General features: G+C 34.0%; 14 protein-coding genes and 1 tRNA gene. 9 read left to right on the top strand and 6 right to left on the bottom strand.

Annotated elements, in window-relative coordinates; translation table 11 throughout:
* Positions 1-17: 17 nt before the first annotated feature.
* On the bottom strand, positions 18-854 hold the full coding sequence (locus INR75_RS03380; protein WP_223090771.1) for an RteC domain-containing protein: 837 nt from the start codon (positions 852-854) through the stop codon (positions 18-20).
* Positions 855-1,101: 247 nt separating this feature from the next.
* Between INR75_RS03380 and INR75_RS03385 the strand changes: the two genes are divergently transcribed.
* From INR75_RS03385 to INR75_RS03395, 3 genes are all read left to right on the top strand, one after another.
* Complete coding sequence (locus INR75_RS03385) at positions 1,102-1,470, top strand: hypothetical protein (protein WP_223090772.1); 369 nt, start codon at positions 1,102-1,104, stop codon at positions 1,468-1,470.
* A gap of 25 nt (positions 1,471-1,495) precedes the next feature.
* Positions 1,496-2,422, top strand: coding sequence for a helix-turn-helix transcriptional regulator (locus INR75_RS03390; RefSeq protein ID WP_223090773.1), 927 nt, complete (start codon positions 1,496-1,498; stop codon positions 2,420-2,422).
* Between the two features lie 218 nt (positions 2,423-2,640).
* Complete coding sequence (locus INR75_RS03395; RefSeq protein WP_223090774.1) at positions 2,641-2,967, top strand: DUF6520 family protein; 327 nt, start codon at positions 2,641-2,643, stop codon at positions 2,965-2,967.
* A gap of 51 nt (positions 2,968-3,018) precedes the next feature.
* Here INR75_RS03395 and INR75_RS03400 read toward each other — a convergent pair whose 3' ends face one another.
* The 3 genes from INR75_RS03400 to INR75_RS03410 are packed head-to-tail and all read right to left on the bottom strand — an operon-like array spanning position 3,019 to position 10,309.
* Positions 3,019-5,865, bottom strand: coding sequence for a pitrilysin family protein (locus INR75_RS03400; RefSeq protein ID WP_223090775.1), 2,847 nt, complete (start codon positions 5,863-5,865; stop codon positions 3,019-3,021).
* A gap of 20 nt (positions 5,866-5,885) precedes the next feature.
* Complete coding sequence (locus INR75_RS03405) at positions 5,886-7,274, bottom strand: RagB/SusD family nutrient uptake outer membrane protein (protein WP_223090776.1); 1,389 nt, start codon at positions 7,272-7,274, stop codon at positions 5,886-5,888.
* An 8-nt stretch (positions 7,275-7,282) separates the two neighbouring features.
* Positions 7,283-10,309 (bottom strand): SusC/RagA family TonB-linked outer membrane protein, encoded by a 3,027-nt coding sequence (locus INR75_RS03410; protein ID WP_223090777.1) that lies wholly within the window; start codon positions 10,307-10,309, stop codon positions 7,283-7,285.
* Positions 10,310-10,952: 643 nt separating this feature from the next.
* Here INR75_RS03410 and INR75_RS03415 point away from each other — a divergent pair.
* The 5 genes from INR75_RS03415 (at position 10,953) to INR75_RS03435 (ending at position 15,714) form a co-directional block, all read left to right on the top strand.
* Positions 10,953-11,201, top strand: coding sequence for a hypothetical protein (locus INR75_RS03415; RefSeq protein WP_223090778.1), 249 nt, complete (start codon positions 10,953-10,955; stop codon positions 11,199-11,201).
* Between the two features lie 320 nt (positions 11,202-11,521).
* Positions 11,522-11,722 carry a helix-turn-helix domain-containing protein gene (locus INR75_RS03420; RefSeq protein WP_223090779.1) on the top strand — a complete coding sequence of 67 codons (201 nt, stop codon included), beginning with the start codon at positions 11,522-11,524 and terminating at the stop codon, positions 11,720-11,722.
* Positions 11,719-13,638 carry a class I SAM-dependent DNA methyltransferase gene (locus INR75_RS03425; protein ID WP_223090780.1) on the top strand — a complete coding sequence of 640 codons (1,920 nt, stop codon included), beginning with the start codon at positions 11,719-11,721 and terminating at the stop codon, positions 13,636-13,638. Before INR75_RS03420 ends, INR75_RS03425 begins: the two co-directional genes overlap by 4 nt.
* 1 nt (position 13,639) lies before the next feature.
* Positions 13,640-14,686: a restriction endonuclease subunit S gene (locus tag INR75_RS03430; protein ID WP_223090781.1), complete on the top strand. Its 1,047-nt coding sequence runs from the start codon at positions 13,640-13,642 to the stop codon at positions 14,684-14,686.
* 200 nt (positions 14,687-14,886) lie between these two features.
* Complete coding sequence (locus tag INR75_RS03435) at positions 14,887-15,714, top strand: hypothetical protein (protein WP_223090782.1); 828 nt, start codon at positions 14,887-14,889, stop codon at positions 15,712-15,714.
* 360 nt (positions 15,715-16,074) lie between these two features.
* Here INR75_RS03435 and INR75_RS03440 read toward each other — a convergent pair whose 3' ends face one another.
* A complete protein-coding gene (locus tag INR75_RS03440) occupies positions 16,075-17,307 on the bottom strand; it encodes a site-specific integrase (protein WP_223090783.1) in 1,233 nt (410 codons plus the stop codon).
* 232 nt (positions 17,308-17,539) lie between these two features.
* Positions 17,540-17,611, bottom strand: a tRNA-Arg gene (locus INR75_RS03445).
* A 131-nt stretch (positions 17,612-17,742) separates the two neighbouring features.
* On the opposite strand from INR75_RS03445, the gene INR75_RS03450 reads away from it, so the two are divergent.
* Positions 17,743-18,042, top strand: a complete 300-nt coding sequence (locus INR75_RS03450) for a hypothetical protein (RefSeq protein WP_223090784.1) — start codon at positions 17,743-17,745, stop codon at positions 18,040-18,042.
* The last annotated feature ends 93 nt before the right edge of the window (positions 18,043-18,135 follow it).

Below are 18,135 nucleotides of genomic sequence, written 5' to 3' on the forward strand. Positions count from 1 at the left end.
ATACCTCTCAATACTTATTATGACAAGCCATCTTCTTTTTCCATCTTAAGCTGAAAATTAATTCCCAGCTCATCAAGATACTTTGTCTTACTTCCCTTTCGGGCTTTAATTTCCATATAGGTTTTAGAAACATTATCCAATTTGATATTAAATACTTCTTCCAACGCATGAGTTATGGTATTCAAATCAGATTTTCCGTAGTTAAAAGCCTCATTATTATGGAGTGCATAGATCAGCTCTACCAGCGCCGTTTTACTATTAGTCCAAACCAGAACCTGATGGCGTTTATCAATAGAAAATTCCAGTTCTTTACCACGTAGCTTTTGGAGTTGCTCTCGCAGGTAATGAATATAGCGATATACAGCTTGAATTTTTGCCCATAGCAGATCATGTGAAGTCGTAAAATCAGGATCGAAATATTGATTTTCCGTAGGATCCAAAGGAAACTTTTCAATTCCACGACGGGTGAAAAAAGTATGATCCAGATAAGTGTAGCCCTGTTCCATATAGTAAGTAAAGTCAGTATTCTTCGCAAAGAACTTATTGACTTTTCTCATCTCCTTTTCCAGGAACCTGATCTTATATTGTTTCCCGGCTTTGGGTTTATGAAGCTCACAGCTTCGCACGTGGGTATAATAAATCAGGTAGCTCATCGGTTGAGGCTTAACCTGTTTAAAGAAATAGATTTCTTCCGGCACACTTTCAAAGTCACTTTCTTCTACCATGGATTTCATATCTACCAGTATTTCTCGACAGAACTGAATCATCTCAATGGCACGTTTTAAATAATCCTCTGTCCCCTCCTGCTTCTTTTTTACCTCTTCACCAAATTTCTCTAAAATTGTTTTATACATTTAAAAAAGTTTAAAAGTTAAACATCAACACTTCTGAATTAACCGATCGCATTTACAATCAAAGTATAGAAAAGAATTAATTTTGATGCCATTTGGTGGCTTTCAACACTAAAAAAAGACCTTATACATATTTTTTAGACCTAACAGATATACCGATCTGATTTGAACAATACATAATTATGATTACTTTTAATGTAAGAAAAGAGCTTCAAAAAGCATATCACTTTATTATTGTGCCGATTGACACATGCAGAAGGAATCTAAATATACCAAGATGTGGATTCGCGATGGAATATTATATATTACTTATAAGCCCATTCCAGAGCTAGATCTACGTGCAGCAAAAAAAATTGTTGCAGGTCGCCTTATATTCCAGCGGCACCAACCCTATCCTATATTATGTCGCATCCAACACTTAAAGAACATTTCGGATCAGGCTCTAGATCATTTTGCAACAAAGGGCTCACTAATGGCCAGTGCTGTTGCCATTCTTACCAATAATGATTATGATCAATCTCTTGCGCTACTCTTCAGAGATGTTCATCACCCGCAAGTTCCTGTTAAACTATTTAAAAGTGAGCTTAATGCACTAGCATTTCTTCAAGATTATAAATAATTAAACCTCATAATTCCTCACGACTATGACTAATTATTCCTCAAATGATAAGCGTTTTGATCAATTACGGGAGGCTTTGATTAAAATATCTCAATTTGATTTTTCATATCGTATCCCCATTTCAAATAATAAAAACAGGGAAGATACTCTGGCCTTACTGATCAATCATGCTAGCATTAAAATGAATCAGTTTATGTATCAGATAAGGACGGAAAAGACCTTATACTCGCAACCGAAATTGTTTATCATATTAGATAATGATAAAAATATAATCACTCATAGTGATGAGAATTTCAATATTCTAATGAAAACTAATTATCCTGTTAAATTAGCTCAATTACTATCAAAGAAATCCCTAAAGAAATTGAATAAAATTTGGAAAAGATTTCCACGCAACAAAAACTGCTTACTTGATTTCGGAATCGTTGATTTTCAGAGTTCCAATGATTTAATTAGCCCTCTACAGGTTAGAATATTAAGATGTGGCCTTGGCATAGAAGAGCCCAATTATCTCTTATTTGCATTTGACCCAGAAGAGCCTTTACCGGATTTATCACAAAATGAAGTTGACTCATTTGACAAAAATAAAACAACAAAAACCTCAGATATTCGTAATGTTCGGGACTTTCTACTTGCTAAAAAGGTACATGACATTCTTAAGGGCTATCGTCATTCCCAACTTCCGGGGCTTAATCAAATAGCTTCCGAAGCAGCAGCCAGTAGATCCAGAATAAAACGTGTATTCAAAAAATTTTATCAGTTACCGATAAGAGCTTATGACATCAAGATGCGATTGGAAGAGAGCCTGGAACTTTTGGAGGGAACCGACTTGAAGATCAATGAAATTTCAAGACATTTCGGTTTTCAGGCATCCTCTCATTACTCTAATCGTTTTAAGCAGGAATACGGTGTTTCCCCTAGTCAATACCGCAATAATTTCTTTAAAAAATAAAAAAATACCTCCCAACCTCAATTTAGAGCCTTACAAAACAACTTTTATCCCTCTGGAAAACTTTTATTTTTCAATTTTACTTCAGGAAAGATAAAATGGATACTGACTAAAAATCAGAGTTAGTAAACCATTACGATCGTTTGTTGCAACAATCCTTAGGTGCACCGTCATCTAATTAAAAAACGGGAGTAATATTATTAACACTTAAATTTAACACCATGAAGTTTAAAAAATTGATTTTACCAATTGTAGCAATTGTATTTGCTATAGGAATGGCTTTTGCCACAACGAACTTTACATTGGAACCAAAAAATTCCCCGGATGTTCCAAATGATCTGCAAGCTACTATGTTTGTAAATATTGGAAACAGTTGGTATGAAATAGAAGTTGATTGTGAATCAGGAGCTGCTAATTGCCAAGTAAGGTTTGATGAAGACCCCGTTTCAGGTACAACGTATCAGGTATACAATTCAGAAAATCTGGATGATCCTGCACAAGGAAGTGCGAACATCAAAGAATTAGAAGGCTTCCCTCCTACTGATTAGTATGTATTAACAGTGTACAGCCCAAAGGTTGTACACTGTTTAAATCATCAACTATTCTTCTAATTTTACTTTGGGTAGCATTTTAAATACTACAGGCTTATTACTCAGATACTTTTTTGCGGTCATTTGTATGTCTTGTGCGCTTAAGGAATTTATAAATGCTTTTCTCTCATCATTATCCCACCATCGGAAATTATCTTTCGAATACTTTAGCATTTTTGCTAAGGTATTTCCGTTACTTATTTTTGTATTTAATTTGGAATTTATAAGCTTCTCAAAAATTGATTTTTCAACAGGAGAACTTTTTAGATCTTCTACACAGGATTGAACTCCCTTAATCAAACGCTTCGCATCCTTAGCATTCGTACTAAAAGTGATCGGAATTTCCACATAATTATATGAATTCACAATATTTAATCCTGAAATAACCGCATAAGTACCTCCAGTATCCGATTCAAATCGCAATCGCCGCATAAATAGTTCGCTCATAATGTCCTGAAGAAGATCCAATTTAATCTCTTCTTTCCAATCTATTATAGGCTTACTCAATTTATATAAATACAGCACTTTAACCTTATTTCGATTTAATGGAGCTTCGGTATAGAAAGTCTTCGATTCTATTGGTAACTTAACTGAATCTTTCATTTCATTAGCACAATACAAATTTGTAGGTCTCAGTGGTAGATTTCCTAAATATTTCTGACAAAGCTTTAAAACTTTTTCTTCAATAAAATGACCAGAAAATAAAAAGGTAAAATTGCCAGGCATACTAAATAAATACTGATATACCTCCTTTACCTTCTCCAAATCTATTTGCTCAAGTCCTTCAATAAATTTCTGACCTTTGGGGATAAAATCATCATCAGGTAAAACCTCCCTGATCTTAGTTTCAAAATTTTCAGTTGGATAATCTTTATAGGCTATGTAAATTTTTTGTTGTGTCGTCCAATCATCAAATGCAGTAGTGTTAAAATTAGGAGATGTAAAATACAGGTATACCAATTGAAAAGCAGTTTCTAAATCTTTTAGAGCAATGTTGGCCTTAATGCCTGCTGCATCACTTTCTATATAGGGAGATACGAAACCTTTTAGTCCTTGACGATCAATAATTTGTTCCAACTCAAATTTATTAAACTTTCCAACTCCGGAATTCCTCAGTATTTCGGTAGCATTTAAAGCCGAATAATAATCTTCTTTCGGAAAACAATCGATACCCTGTTTTGAAAAGCCATTAAATAATAATCGGCTTTTGTCTTTACCTTTTCCTGAAGTATTTTTTTTCGAAGACTTTAAAATAATGCGTAAGCCATTTTCCAATAAATAGCTTTTGCCTCCTGAAATCTCAGTTTCTAAGGCTTTTACCGGAGTTTTTTTCAGTGCTGTAGTTAGAGAATCATCCATTAGAACTAAATTCCTTGTAGAGGGGACCGACGGTTCAACCGGTAACCTGATTACTTCCTTGATCCAGGTTCTTATCTTCTTTTCGGGATTATTTAATTCCCGATTATCTTTATAAGCCACCATACTAATATCTTCTGGTTCCTCCTTAATATATTGTTTAATTTCGTTATGAAATTCTTCCTGGCTCAGGTTGTGTAAGATATTTTCCTGAAGTTGTTCTTTGTTTGCAGGTAAAGCTTCCCCCTCCACAAAATGTTGAATGATCTGATTTTTCCAGTAAAAAAGGCTCAGGGTATCGGTTTGCCTTATAGAATTAAGATATTCCGCTTTACCCGAATTAAATTCATCTATAGTAAACCCATATTTTTTTATTTTTTTTAGCGTTTGGAATGCTGTATTGATATAATCCTTTTTGAATCCATCACTCCCAATAATCTCAAGTTTTAAAGCCGTAGGGGGATTCAGGAATTTAGTCCGGATTGAGGTAAAGGTATTATATTCCCGAAGTACTTGTGAGTACTTTTTATTTACTAGTTCGATTAATAAGCTCCTTATTAACTGATTCTTTAATCCTTGCTTACTTTGTCGGTTTTTGTTTGGGCCCAGACGAAAATATAAACTTAAGTGTATAGGTTTGTATATTAAATGATCATTGTTACCCAAAAGTTCTTTTTTATAAAACTGGGGTGCTTTATTGAGATAATTGAGTTGATTCACGGTTGGATTTGGTAAATTCCCAGCTTTCCTTTCTTTTGTGAATTTTTCTTTAAGCTCTTTTTCCAGTTCTTCAATGTTATCAATATTTCCAACAATAACAATTGCCATCAAATCTGATCGATACCATTTCTTATAAAAATCAATTAATTTGTTATAACGAAATGTTTTGATATGTTCCTCAAAATCCTCTGGAGCCTTTGCACCCCAGCCTGTAATTTGCTTTTCCAGAAAGTCAGAATGGATACTTTGATTAAAATTTCCTCCACCTGTTTCATCAAAAACCGTTAATCGTTCAAGCCAAATATTCTTTTCATTTAATTCTAAGTTCCATATAATATCTTTAAAAAAGTCTAGAGCCAGAGATGCTCCTTTATTATTTTTGTCTGAAACCTGAACAAAATAATCTGTATAATTTCCAGCAGTAAAGCCATTGAGCTGTGCCATACTTACCCCTGCTTCATCAAAAAGATGTGACGTTTCTTTTCTTGAAATATTCTTTCCAGCTATAAATCCCAAATGCTCTGTAATATGAGCAAACTCCAATTCTCCATCGGCTTCCTGGTTAATACCAGCTTTGACGACAAGTCTTAAATTTAATCCTGCACCTGGATGATCAATTGGCTTAATATAGTAAGTGAGTCCATTAGGTAATACTCCATACCTAATATCATCATCAAGAGGTAAGCTATCCGTTGGAGTTCTGTTATGAGCCAACGAAATACATACTATTAAGTTGGCGATAAACGATAAAAATATCCTCTTTTTTAAAGTATTTTTCATAGGTCTAAAGATTATTGATATTAATAGCCTGGATTTTGGATTAGGTTCGGGTTTTTTAATAACTCATCTTCCGGTATGGGGTAAAAAACATCGGTCTCCTCCCAGAGCACTTTTTTGGAAGATAAAATAAGGTCAGCTTTCCTTCTGCGTTTAAGGTCAAACCAACGATGTCCCCACTCAGTAAACAATTCTTTTCGACGTTCTTTCAGGATGATAGTGATAACCTCATCTTGATCAAGATCTGAATCAGGTATATTAAGCGCACTTAAATTTGACCGTTTTCTTATTTTATTTACATCCTCGATTGATGCTATCAATTTATCTTGTTCGGCACGGGCTTCAGCTCTTATCAAGTACTGTTCTGCCAGGCGCATGACCATCGAGTATTCTAAAATATCGTCAGTAGAATTCTTGACCTTATATTTATAAGGAAAAAAATAGTTTTCATTTTCGGTTTCAAGTAGGCCAATCCATTGTTCGAGGCGAGCATCATTACTATCAAATGATTGAATTAGATCTTCTGTTAAGGCTACGCGTCCAGGGCTATCTAGTAAAATAAACAATTCACCTTCCCGGGTATTCGTTCGAGAAGCCCCTCCTTCCCGGGGTGAAATTTGCCAGATAGCTTCTTTACTATTGGCTAGAAAGACTTCATTGTGTGGCAGTAACTCAAAGGTTTCGGTGGCATTAATAATTTCTGTACTATAATCCTCAGCAAGTGCCCACTCTTCCAAGTGAAGATATACTCTTGCCAGCAATGCCATAGCCGTAAAACGGTTGGCACGTAATCGCTCCGAATTCTCATAGGTGTTACCCAATTGTCCAACTGCAACTCCCAAATCTTCTACAATCTGATTGTAAACTTCCAAAGTACTATTTCTACTTTTACTGACGTTGTCTTGATAATCCGTACTAAGTACCAACGGAACATCTCCATATAAATTAACTAAATAGTAGTAGGCAAACGCCCTAATAAATCGAGCTTCTCCAATAAGTTTTTCCTTTAGTTCCGTCGTTATATTGCCATTCCCCTCTAAGCCTTCCAGTACGGCGTTACTCATATAAATAATATTATAAGCACTTGACCAAATGCCGAGGTTATAACTATTACTGATAAAAATTTCATTCGCTTCAAATTCCAACAAATTTTCAGTGGTTACCGTCGATTTAAGATTATCGGCCGATAATTCTGAAAGCACAGGAATTGATGTGTAGAAACCACTGGAAAAGTTGGCCTGATATAATTGATTATAAATTCCTTTTACTGCACTGTTAGCCGTTTTATCACTACTAAATACGCTTTCATTAATTATCCGATCATCGGGAATTTCAATCTCAACAAAATCTTCACAGGAAAGATGAATTAAACAGATCAGGATAAATATCAAAATTTTAATATATTTCATCATACATTGTTTTAAAGGGTTAATCTTAGACCGGAAGTAATGGTACGCATTGGAGGAACCACCATACCCCCTTGCGGATCCAAACCAAGATAGTTTGTCAGGGTAAAAAGATTCTGTCCATGTAAATAAAGAACCATTTGTTTCAGTCCAATTCGGTCTACGAAGGTTTCCGGCATTTGGTAACTAAGCGAAAGTGTTTTTAGGCGCAAAAAAGATGCATCTTCAATCATCTTATCAGAGAGCATTGCATTTGAAAATGAAGAGGAAGAAAGTGTAGAAGTGGATAATTGTTGGATATTAGTTTGATCTCCTGTTTGTGTCCATGCTTTAAGTATTTCGGTAGAATTGTTACCGTAAGCTCCTGGGGTATTTGCCATATCAAGCAAATAACTATGCTTATTCTGATTAATGTATTCAAAAAGGAATCCGAGGTTAAAATTCTTGAATTTTACGGTATTCTGAATTCCCCCGTAATATTTTCTCCCTAGAAAAGCGGTTTCCGTACGATCATTAAAATCCAGTCTACCATCCTCATTTACATCCGCTACTTCATAGCGACCTGTTTCGGAATTAATACCTTCATATTTATACAATAAGGCAATACTTAATGGCTCCCCAACCCTATATGTCTGCCTGTATGGCGTGAGTTCAAGGTTATCAAACGCTATCAATTTATTTCTGGGAATCGTAAAATTCAAAGACGTTCGCCAAGAGAAATCTTTACTTTCAATGTTAAGCGCATCTAATACTAGCTCCCAACCTGAATTTTCAATGGTAGCCGGAAGGTTAGCCAATACAGAGCTAAAGCCTGTTATTGCAGGTAATGGATAACCCGTTAATTGATTAGAAGACCTGTTTTTATACCAGTTTATTTCTATATTTATCCGATCTTCTATAAAACCAAGTTGCAGCGCTACTTCTAATTTCCTATTAATTTCCCAGGAGAAATCGGGGTTGTAAAGTCTAGTGGGATATAAGCCGCCCGGGCCATCTGTAACTTCATAAGTATCCATAAAACCATAATCTGGAATTTGATCACTTCCGGTAGTTCCATAACTACTTCTCAGTTTACCAAAACTTAAAAAAGGCAAGTTATACTGAATAAAAGCTTCTTCTGAAAAAATCCAGGCTGCACCTACAGCTCCAAAATTTGCGATACGTTTGTTTGGCCCGAATCTGGAACTCCCATCTTTTCTCCCGGTAATATTTAAGTAATACTTCTTCTTCCAATCTAGGCCTATTCGTCCAAATATAGCGGCATACTTGTAATTTATTTCCTGATCTGAATGTACCCTAACCTGATCTGCCGCACTAAGGTTTCCAACCAAACTATCATCATTATAGCCCGTACCTTCCATAGTTAAGTAATTATCCTGATTATTCTGTAGTGTTAAGCCTACAATGCCATTTACATTAAAGTCACCGAATTGTTTATTATAGGTGAGTTGAGGTTCAATAATCCAGGACTTTCTACGGGTATCGGTGTGATAAGAAAAAAGACTAACATAGCTCCAGGTAACCGGATTAAAACCATTGATTAAATTTTTGGTAAGCTCCCCACTTATCAAATTAGAATAACCAAAACTGCTTTTAATTTCCAGACCATTACCTAAATTGTATGTCAAACGAAGATTACTTAACAGGTTATTGGATTCGATATCCTGTGGTTTAAATAAACCGTTCAATGGATTAGTCCAGCTGTTGTCTGCCCAATTTAAGCTACCATCCTCATTATATAATTCAGGAGCATTTGGAGGAAGGGTAACCGCCATCCTTACAAAATTAGAACCAAAGAATAATTGATTATGATCTACACCATAATTCGCTGTAAAATCTAAACCAAATTTATTGTCTTTAGATTGGTGATGTAAACTAAGGTTAGCCGTTACCTTATTATATTCAAAATCTCCTGGAAATACAGAACCTTCTTTTCGATAAGATCCTCCGAGTCTGAACGAAGTTCGTTCATTACCTCCTGAAACCACCATATTAATATCGGTTATTGGAGAAGTCCCGCCCAATAATTCTTCCTGCCAGTCTGTTTCTCGGTTTTGATCCCAAAGTACCAGTTCTCTTCCATTAAATTCATTAGGGGTAGCACCATCATTTTCAAAGGCTGTTCTTCGGACTTGCAAATACTGATCGGTATTCAATAAATCCATACGATTAGAAACTTGAGAGAACCCTGAGTAAATTTTTGCATCAAATTGTGTACGTCCTCCTTTATTTCTTTTAGTGCTAATAAGCACAACACCATTTGCTCCACGAGAACCGTAAATAGCAGTCGCATCGGCATCTTTTAAAACTTCAACACTTTCTATGTTTGATAAGTTTAAAGTACTCAGAGGATCCATACCGCTATTCTGGGTAAAAGGACTTATACTGCTAATTGAATTGGCATTAATCGGTACTCCATCAACAATAATTAAGGGTTGATCGCCTTCCAGTCGTAGACTATTTCTTCCCCTAATTCTAATTGAAGATGCGGCACCACGAATCCCACTTGGTTGTTCTACCTCTACTCCTGCCATCCTACCTTGTAAAGCATCAAGGGGACCTATGACCGGTTGCTGTTCTATATCCTCACTAGAAACGCGAGAAATACTTCCGGTACGCTCCCGTTGGGTAGTATTATAATAACCGGCATTGATAACGACCTCATCAAGGGCATCTACCGAAGTCTCCAATACAACATCCCCAGTAAAGGTATCATTCACTTCAATTTTAAATTCTTTAAATCCTATATAAGAAAATACCAGGGTATCACCCACACTAGCAATAATGGAATACTCACCATCAAGGTTAGTCATGGTTCCGTTAGAAGATCCCTGAACGATTACATTCACTCCGGGAATAGGAACACCATCCTTATCCCTTACGGTTCCGGATATTTGTTGTTGAAAAAAGGGTTCAAATTTTAATAATTCACTACTCGATATTGGAAAATACGGAGCAGCATTCATTCTTCCTAAGATGAAAAATGAACATAAGAGGGGTATTAGCACTACAATATTGCAGCACCTGTAATTATTTTTCATAATTTCGCTGTGGTTTGTGTTACTTTATTAGTTAATTAAACCATAGCCTTCCCCACTATTCGGACGGCAATCTTGGAATGTGGGGATAGGCTTTTTTAGGCTTAAGGGCCTTTATTCAGGCTAATTCTGTATGTTTTATTTGTTTAATCTTATAGACATTATTTTACATTATACATTCCTTTATATATCATTTTAAGGTATACCTCACCCGCCCATCATCACAGCAAAGAATTTTAGAAATAGGGTTTGCTACGATTCCCCGACTACCCACTAGAAACATCCCAATGGATAACCAATAAAAAAGTAGGGTCTTAAAACTGCAAAACCAGTATCAATAATTATAAGAAGAAATGCTTTGAAAGAAGTCTAATAAAATGGGGCAGAAATCGACCTAATGGATTGAGGTACTGGTATACCTGACAACAATAAGCCGATGCTCCGCCCCGGGGTCGTGAGCATCATTGCTTATCCTCTCGTTGTCTAAAAATTACCAGTTTTCAATCCGAGATTCAAAGCGAATGCTTCTAATATTTTACTTTAAGAAGTTTCGCAAAAATAATAATATGAAGTAAATATAATAATAATAATCTAAAAATGTCAAATATGACAATTTATTTTGAATGTTTGATTTGATATTGTACTCGTGAAAGAGTGGAGATCAGCATATCGAAAAAAATTTAGTCAACATTTAAGGAAACTAATTGAGGAAAGCGATAGGGATATAACTACAATTGCATCAATTGGTAATATTGAAAATAAAGCAATATATAGAATCCTTGCAAATGAAAATGAGCCAAAAATAACTACAGTTTTACCTATTGCAAAAGGGTTGGGTATTCATCCAAAAGAATTATATAATTTTAGTTTTTCCGTTGAGGATATTGAAGAATAAGTTTTCTAAGCTTAGAAACTTTATCTGTGTACAGTTTCTTCAAACTTTTTTGTATTAGATTTTAAATATAGATTCTTCGTTTACTATAATAAAAAAATTACTTACTACAACTTTTTTAAATTCTTCTAGAAACCATGATCAACATAGGAGAACTTGAGTTAGTTTTATATAAATATAGTTATGTCCATAATCATACTAATTACAATTTAAAAATTGAAAAAGTTTGATTTCCAAATTCACGAGCATACAGTGAATATTTACACTGTTAAATAATGAATATTGTCTATATTTGACCTCCATCTAATCAAATTAGGTTTCAAATGAACCGAATTAAAGAAGTTCTAAAACACAAAGGAATATCTCAAACTTGGCTTTCCAAACAGACAGGAAAAAGTTATACAACGATTAACGAGTATGCTCGAAACGTGAGACAACCAAGTTTAGAAGATTTATATCAAATTGCTGAAATACTGCAAGTTTCAGCAAAGGACTTACTAATTGACAAAACTGAATTAAAGTGAGTAAAAAAGAAAAGAACCTCGATATTTTTATCAGTAAACTATTAGATAGTGCTAAAATAAAATACAGTGCTGATGGAAGTAGCATTAAAGAAGTTAATGACGCTTTAAAAACAGCTTCCAAAAAAGGAACAGGTCGCGTTGGATTTCCAGAATTCGTTGGAATTTCAAATGACTTTATCATTGTCATAGAAGACAAAGCCGATTTAGATAAGCAAGTGAACTACGTTAATGAAGAACAAGCAGAATATGCAGTTGACGTTAAATCATTAAAGAATTTTGCAGAAAACGGAGCTTACCACTACGGAAAACATATTATTGAAAACACTAATTTTAAAAAAGTATTTGCGTTTGGTTGTTCAGGAGATGAAAAACATCACATTATCCGTCCTATTTTCATTGATAAAAATGGGTACAAACTATTAAAACCCGTTGAGAACTTTGAGAATTTCTCAGCTTCAAATATTGATAAATATTATCGAGAACAAGTACTTGGCGAAACACCACCTGAAGTTTTAGAAGCAGAAGAGTTAATAAAACAATCTGCTATTTTACACGAAGCATTAAGGAATTACGGTCAGTTAGGCGACAAAGAAAAACCTTTGGTCGTTTCTGCTATTTTACTCGCATTAAGTGACAAAAATTTTAAAGTTGATGATTTAAACGGTGATGATGTAAAAACAGATGGTCAAAAAATATTTGATGCCGTAGAATCGTATATGCAGAGAGTAAAAGTTACACCACAAACAAAAAAAGATAAAGTTTTACGTCAATTTAATATCATTAGAGACCGGACCTTGTTGAATGAAGTTGATGAACGTATTCCAAACAAAGAAGAAGAACTTGCAAAAACACCACTAAAATATTTCACAGAATTTATTAACTCAAATATATTGACTTCCATTACAGCCAATGTTAAAGAAGATGTTCTCGGTAATTTTTATGGCGAATTTATGAAATACAGTGGTGGTGATGGAAAAAGTCTTGGAGTAGTCCTTACACCACCACATATCACAGAATTATTCTGTGATATAGCAGAACTAAAAACATCTGACATTATACTCGATCCGTGTTGTGGTACAGCAGGTTTTTTAATTTCAGCGATGCACAGAATGGAAAATATGGCTGAAACCGAAGAAGAAAAAAAGCATATCAAATCTAATCAATTGCACGGTATCGAAATACGAGAAGATATGTTTTCCATAGCCACAACCAATATGATTTTACGTGATGATGGTAAAAGCCAATTGATTCCAGGAAATTTTTTAGCAATGAACGCTAAAGATTTAAGAAAGAAAAAATATACCGTTGGTTTTATTAATCCACCCTATTCACAAGCTAAAGGAAAAGATACCGCTCATTTATCTGAAATTCACTTTATTGAGCATTTGTTGAATAGTTTAGATGACAATGCAGTTTGCATTGCAATTGTACCACAATCTACAATGGTAGGTAAATCTAAAGCCGATAAAGAAGTAAAAAAACGCATTCTTAAAAAGCATAGTTTACAAGGAGTCATCACACTAAATAAGGAAACCTTTTACCGCATTGGTGTAAATCCCTGTATGGCTGTTTTTACAGCACACAAACCACACGATACTAAAGAAAGAGTAAAGTTTTTCAATTTTGAAGATGATGGTTTTGTAATTAACAAACATATTGGTCCAGTAAAAACGGAACGTGCTAAAGAACGAAAGGTGAAATTATTAGACTGCTGGTTTGACAGAGATGATGCCGAAACCAGATTTATGGTAAAAACCACCATTGAACCAACAGATGAATGGTTGCATTCATTTTACTATTTCAACGATGAAATTCCCAAATTAGAAGATTTTGAGCAAACCATTTCAGACTATCTAACATTCGAATTTAATATGGTTATGAAAGGAAAAGAATTTTTATTTGAAAACGCTAAATAATATGGATCTGCAACTTAAAAATAAAAATTGGAAAGAGTTTGATTTAAAAGATATTTTCCCAAAAATCCAACGTGGAAAAAGACTTAAAAAAGCAGACCACCAAAAGGGTAAAGTTCCTTATGTCTCTTCAACTGCTTCCAATAACGGAATTGATGGGTTTATAGGAAATAATGAAGGAGTTCGTATATTTTCTGATTGTCTTTCGCTTGCTAATAGTGGAAGCGTTGGCTCTTGTTTTTATCAACCTTCTAAGTTTGTTGCCAGTGATCACGTAACCAAATTAGAAAATCCCAAATTTAATAAATATGTTTACCTTTTCCTTTCAAGTGTAGTTAATAGAATTTCAGAAAAGTATAGTTTCAATCGTGAAATAAATGACACACGTATTAAAAAAGAAAAAATACTTCTTCCTGTAAACAAAGACGATAAACCTGATTTTGAATTTATGGAAAAGTTTATGCGTGAAAAAGAAGCGAAACTATTAGAAAAATACAAAAATTATATATCACTGAATATCAGTAATTTAAAACGGGGGGGGGTAATTCCTCTGAGTGAAGTTCAATGGTTGGAGTTTGAAATAGAAAATATTTTTAATATTAACTCAGGGAAGCGTTTGACAAAAGCAGATATGAAAAAAGGAGCGAAACCTTTTATTGGAGCAACTGATTCAAATAATGGAATTACTCAATTTGTTTCTAATACTAATAATTCTGAAGATTCAAATGTTTTAGGAGTAAATTACAATGGTAGTGTAGTTGAGAATTTTTACCATCCATACAAAGCCATTTTTTCGGATGATGTAAAGCGTTTGAGTTTCAAAAAAAATGAAGGAAATAAGCATTTATTTCTATTTGTAAAAACCCAAATTTTAAAACAAAAAGCTAAATATCAATATGGTTACAAGTTTAATGGAACAAGAATGAATAAACAAAAAATAATGCTTCCAGTTAACGACCAAAACGAACCCGACTACGACTATATGGAAAACTATATGAAACAGTTGGAATACAAAAAATTGAATGAATATTTAAGAAAAAAGAGAACCTAAATATGAATGCTTAAAACTATACATGTTTGCAATTTACACTGACCAAAGATGCTACCGAAAATTGTAAAAAAGTATGTTTTTGCAGAAGCTAAAAAAGCAACTGACATGTAATACAAATTTGAAAAATATAGTTGTTAAGAAGATATGATTTTTTATTAATATTATGTTTCTGGACTATAAAAAATGTATTTAATCTCTTAATGAATAATACCATAACATACCAACGTAAGCTAATAGGTAAAGAAGTAGAACTAGGCTTTTTATATGTTCCTGCCGAAGCACGTGCAGAATTACCAAACGAAAACGCAGAGTTAAATGTGCTTTTTCCTAATGCAAAAAGCACCAATAAACACAGCTACAATTCAGACTATAACCGCATTTTTGGCTTAACCAGTTTCTATAGAGATAATAATCTTGCAGCAGGTAGTATTATAGAAGTTGAGGTATCTCAAGAACAAATAAAAATCAAGCTAAACAATATTGAAGCGGTATTAGAAAACGATGAAGAAGAGGACGATGAAAACTTTATCGATATGTCGGGCTTATCCTCTCAAATGAAAGGGAATATTGGCGAAGATTGGGCAAAAGAAATCATTCTGCTTTACAGTCAAGGTTTATTGAATATCTACAAACCTGTAATTGATGATAGGGGGATCGATCTCATCGTATTAAAAGAAAAGCTCTACACACCAATCTATTTGCAGGTTAAAACACGCTTTAACGTACACAAACGCAACCGTTTAATTTTAACCATTAACGGCAACACCTTCAAGCCCCATCATTCCTATTATATCATTGCATTTAGCTTCGATCAAAGCAAAATGAAAATGAGTGATAAAATATTGCTTATTCCCTCCGAAGAAATAGCCACTTTAGGCAGTCAACTTTCAGATGGTAATTGGCGTATTACGGTGTCTATGACCGGTGGCAAAACCACCGGAAAATATAAAAATTATTTAGTGAGTAGAGAGGAGTTTGTAAACACGCTTCTAGAACGTATAGAAACCATTAGTTCGATTATTAAATAGATAATTCTATTTATAAAGACTAGTAGCCGATTCTAGCTTCCTTTTGATATTCTTTTTTAGTATTCGAGGCACTAATACCTCCAGGTTATCACCAAAACCTAAAAGCAATCGATCCAATTCAAAGTTATGATATACTGTAAATAAAAGTAAGACTACCATCCTGATGCTCTTCAAGTACTTTTGGGAGATTAAGATACTAAATAGATTTAAACCTAACTTCTAAGATCATAGCTATCTCTTATTGATTTCCGCTTCCATAATCTGAATAATTAAATACAAGCAGGCGTACGCAACTAACCACATTGTAATTCTTTGTTGAATACATATTCATTCTCTAGCATCATTATTCTTTCATATAATTTATCCTTCAAGCTTTCTTCTTAAAACATTCATGTCCTCACTAATTTTGCGCTCTATGACTTTCGCATAAATTTGTGTTGTGGATAATTTATTGTGACCCAACATCTTCGATACCGTTTCAATAGGAACTCCATTAGATAAAGTTACAGTTGTCGCAAAAGTATGTCTAGCCATATGAAAAGTGAGGTTCTTTTCAATCTCACAGGCTTCCGCTACCTCTTTTAAATAAACATTTACTTTTTGATTTGAAATAACAGGAAATAACGTATCAGACTTTCGGCAAACTTTGAGTTCTTTATATCGATCAATAATTCCTTTAGGTTTTTTCAAAAGCGGAACTCTCACGGGACTACCTGTTTTTTCTCTCTTTGTTACTAACCATGTTGATCCATCCTCTCCGGTAACTAAATTTCTTTTTGATAGTTGTAAAAGATCTACATGAGCAACGCCTGTATAACAGCTGAAAACAAACAGATCTCTTACGACCTTCAACCGATTAATTTCAAATTTCTTGCTTTCAATTTCTTCCAACTCATATTCACTTAAAAATCCTCGTTCAGTTTTGGTCAAATGTTGCTTAAATTTAACAAATGGATCGCGATCAATCCATTCTAAGTGAAAACATAGAGTAGTCATTTTTCTTAAACGCTGTATATGTTTCATTACAGCATTATTTCCAATATAAGGTTGTGAATGTCTTTTTGGCTTAGTACATCTTAAAAAACTTTCGAACTGGAGTAAAAAGCCATAATCCATCTGTTTCACATAAAATTTCTCTGAATTGGAGCGAAACTCTTTTTCAATATATTTTCTGAGATAATATTGGCTGGTTATATACCCTTTTTGAGTATTGGGCTTTAACTTATGAAACAAATTACGGTTGTGATATTGAAACATATCTTCTACCGTATAAAACCGCTTAAAATTCCCCGTATAACGATCTTTTACGGCTTCAGGTGTAATTATTTCTTCTTCGAGGCGTAAATCCTGATAGCATTGAAATAGTTTAGCATATTCCTGATCCAGGTACAAATTGAGTTCTTTATCACTATCAGTATTCCCTATGGCTCTTTGGGTTCGTATCCCCCAGCGTTTTGAACTGATAGACCTTTTTAAACTAAGGTTTAGTCGTTGTCCATTAATGGTAATTCTCGCATAAATAGGGGCTTTCCCAGCCTTTTCCCGTTTAGCATACAACCAAAATAAGATTGAAAAAGTTGAAGAATCTCGCATAATTTTGACATTTTTAATTGTTAAAACATTTTGGCGAAAGTCAAATCTCCAATTGTAACGTTCAAAAAGTCAATTCATAAGAACATAAAAGTAATAATTTTATGTTGACGATCTGCGAACAAAAATTAGCATTTTTAACACTTTTAAATGAATGCAGATGGTATCATAAAATATGCAAAACACTAAACATCAACCAAATAACAACAATAGAATTTATCTATTATTGGTTCAGTGACCTCGCCAGGAATCGAACCTGGATCTAAAGTTTAGGAAACTTCTATTCTATCCGTTGAACTACGAGGCCAGTTTTTTTTAGCAAACACAAAATTAAAAATGTTTTTATTATGTAAACTTTCTACTCGTTAAAACTTCCCTAAGAGTAAAGGCAAAGTCGCATAGAAAATGTATTTTCAAAGCAACTTAACTTATATGATCATGAAAATAGGAGTGCTACTTTCTTCTTTCTTTTTATTAATTATTACTGCAACCTGTAATAATCAAAAAGTAACCAGCAATATGAAACTAACCGGATTAATCGAAGCTGCAGGCATTACGTCTTATCAATACGGAAGCCATATTTTACGAACCGATAATGAAACCTATGCCTTGACTTCAGGAAAAATAGATCTAACCGAATTAGAGGGACAAACCTATACTATTATTGCTGAAAAAGTGGAAGGATATCCCATAGATGGCGGCCCAGAATATCTTAAGGTTATAGATATCGAAGATTAACCAACATATATTTTAGGCTGGCTTCGCCAAAGATTGTATATATTTAAACTCGTTTTTTATCTATAAACAATCAACATGAAAAAATTCTTACCA

It is taken from the genome of Zunongwangia sp. SCSIO 43204, from assembly GCF_019904275.1.
Lineage (GTDB): Bacteria > Bacteroidota > Bacteroidia > Flavobacteriales > Flavobacteriaceae > Zunongwangia > Zunongwangia mangrovi.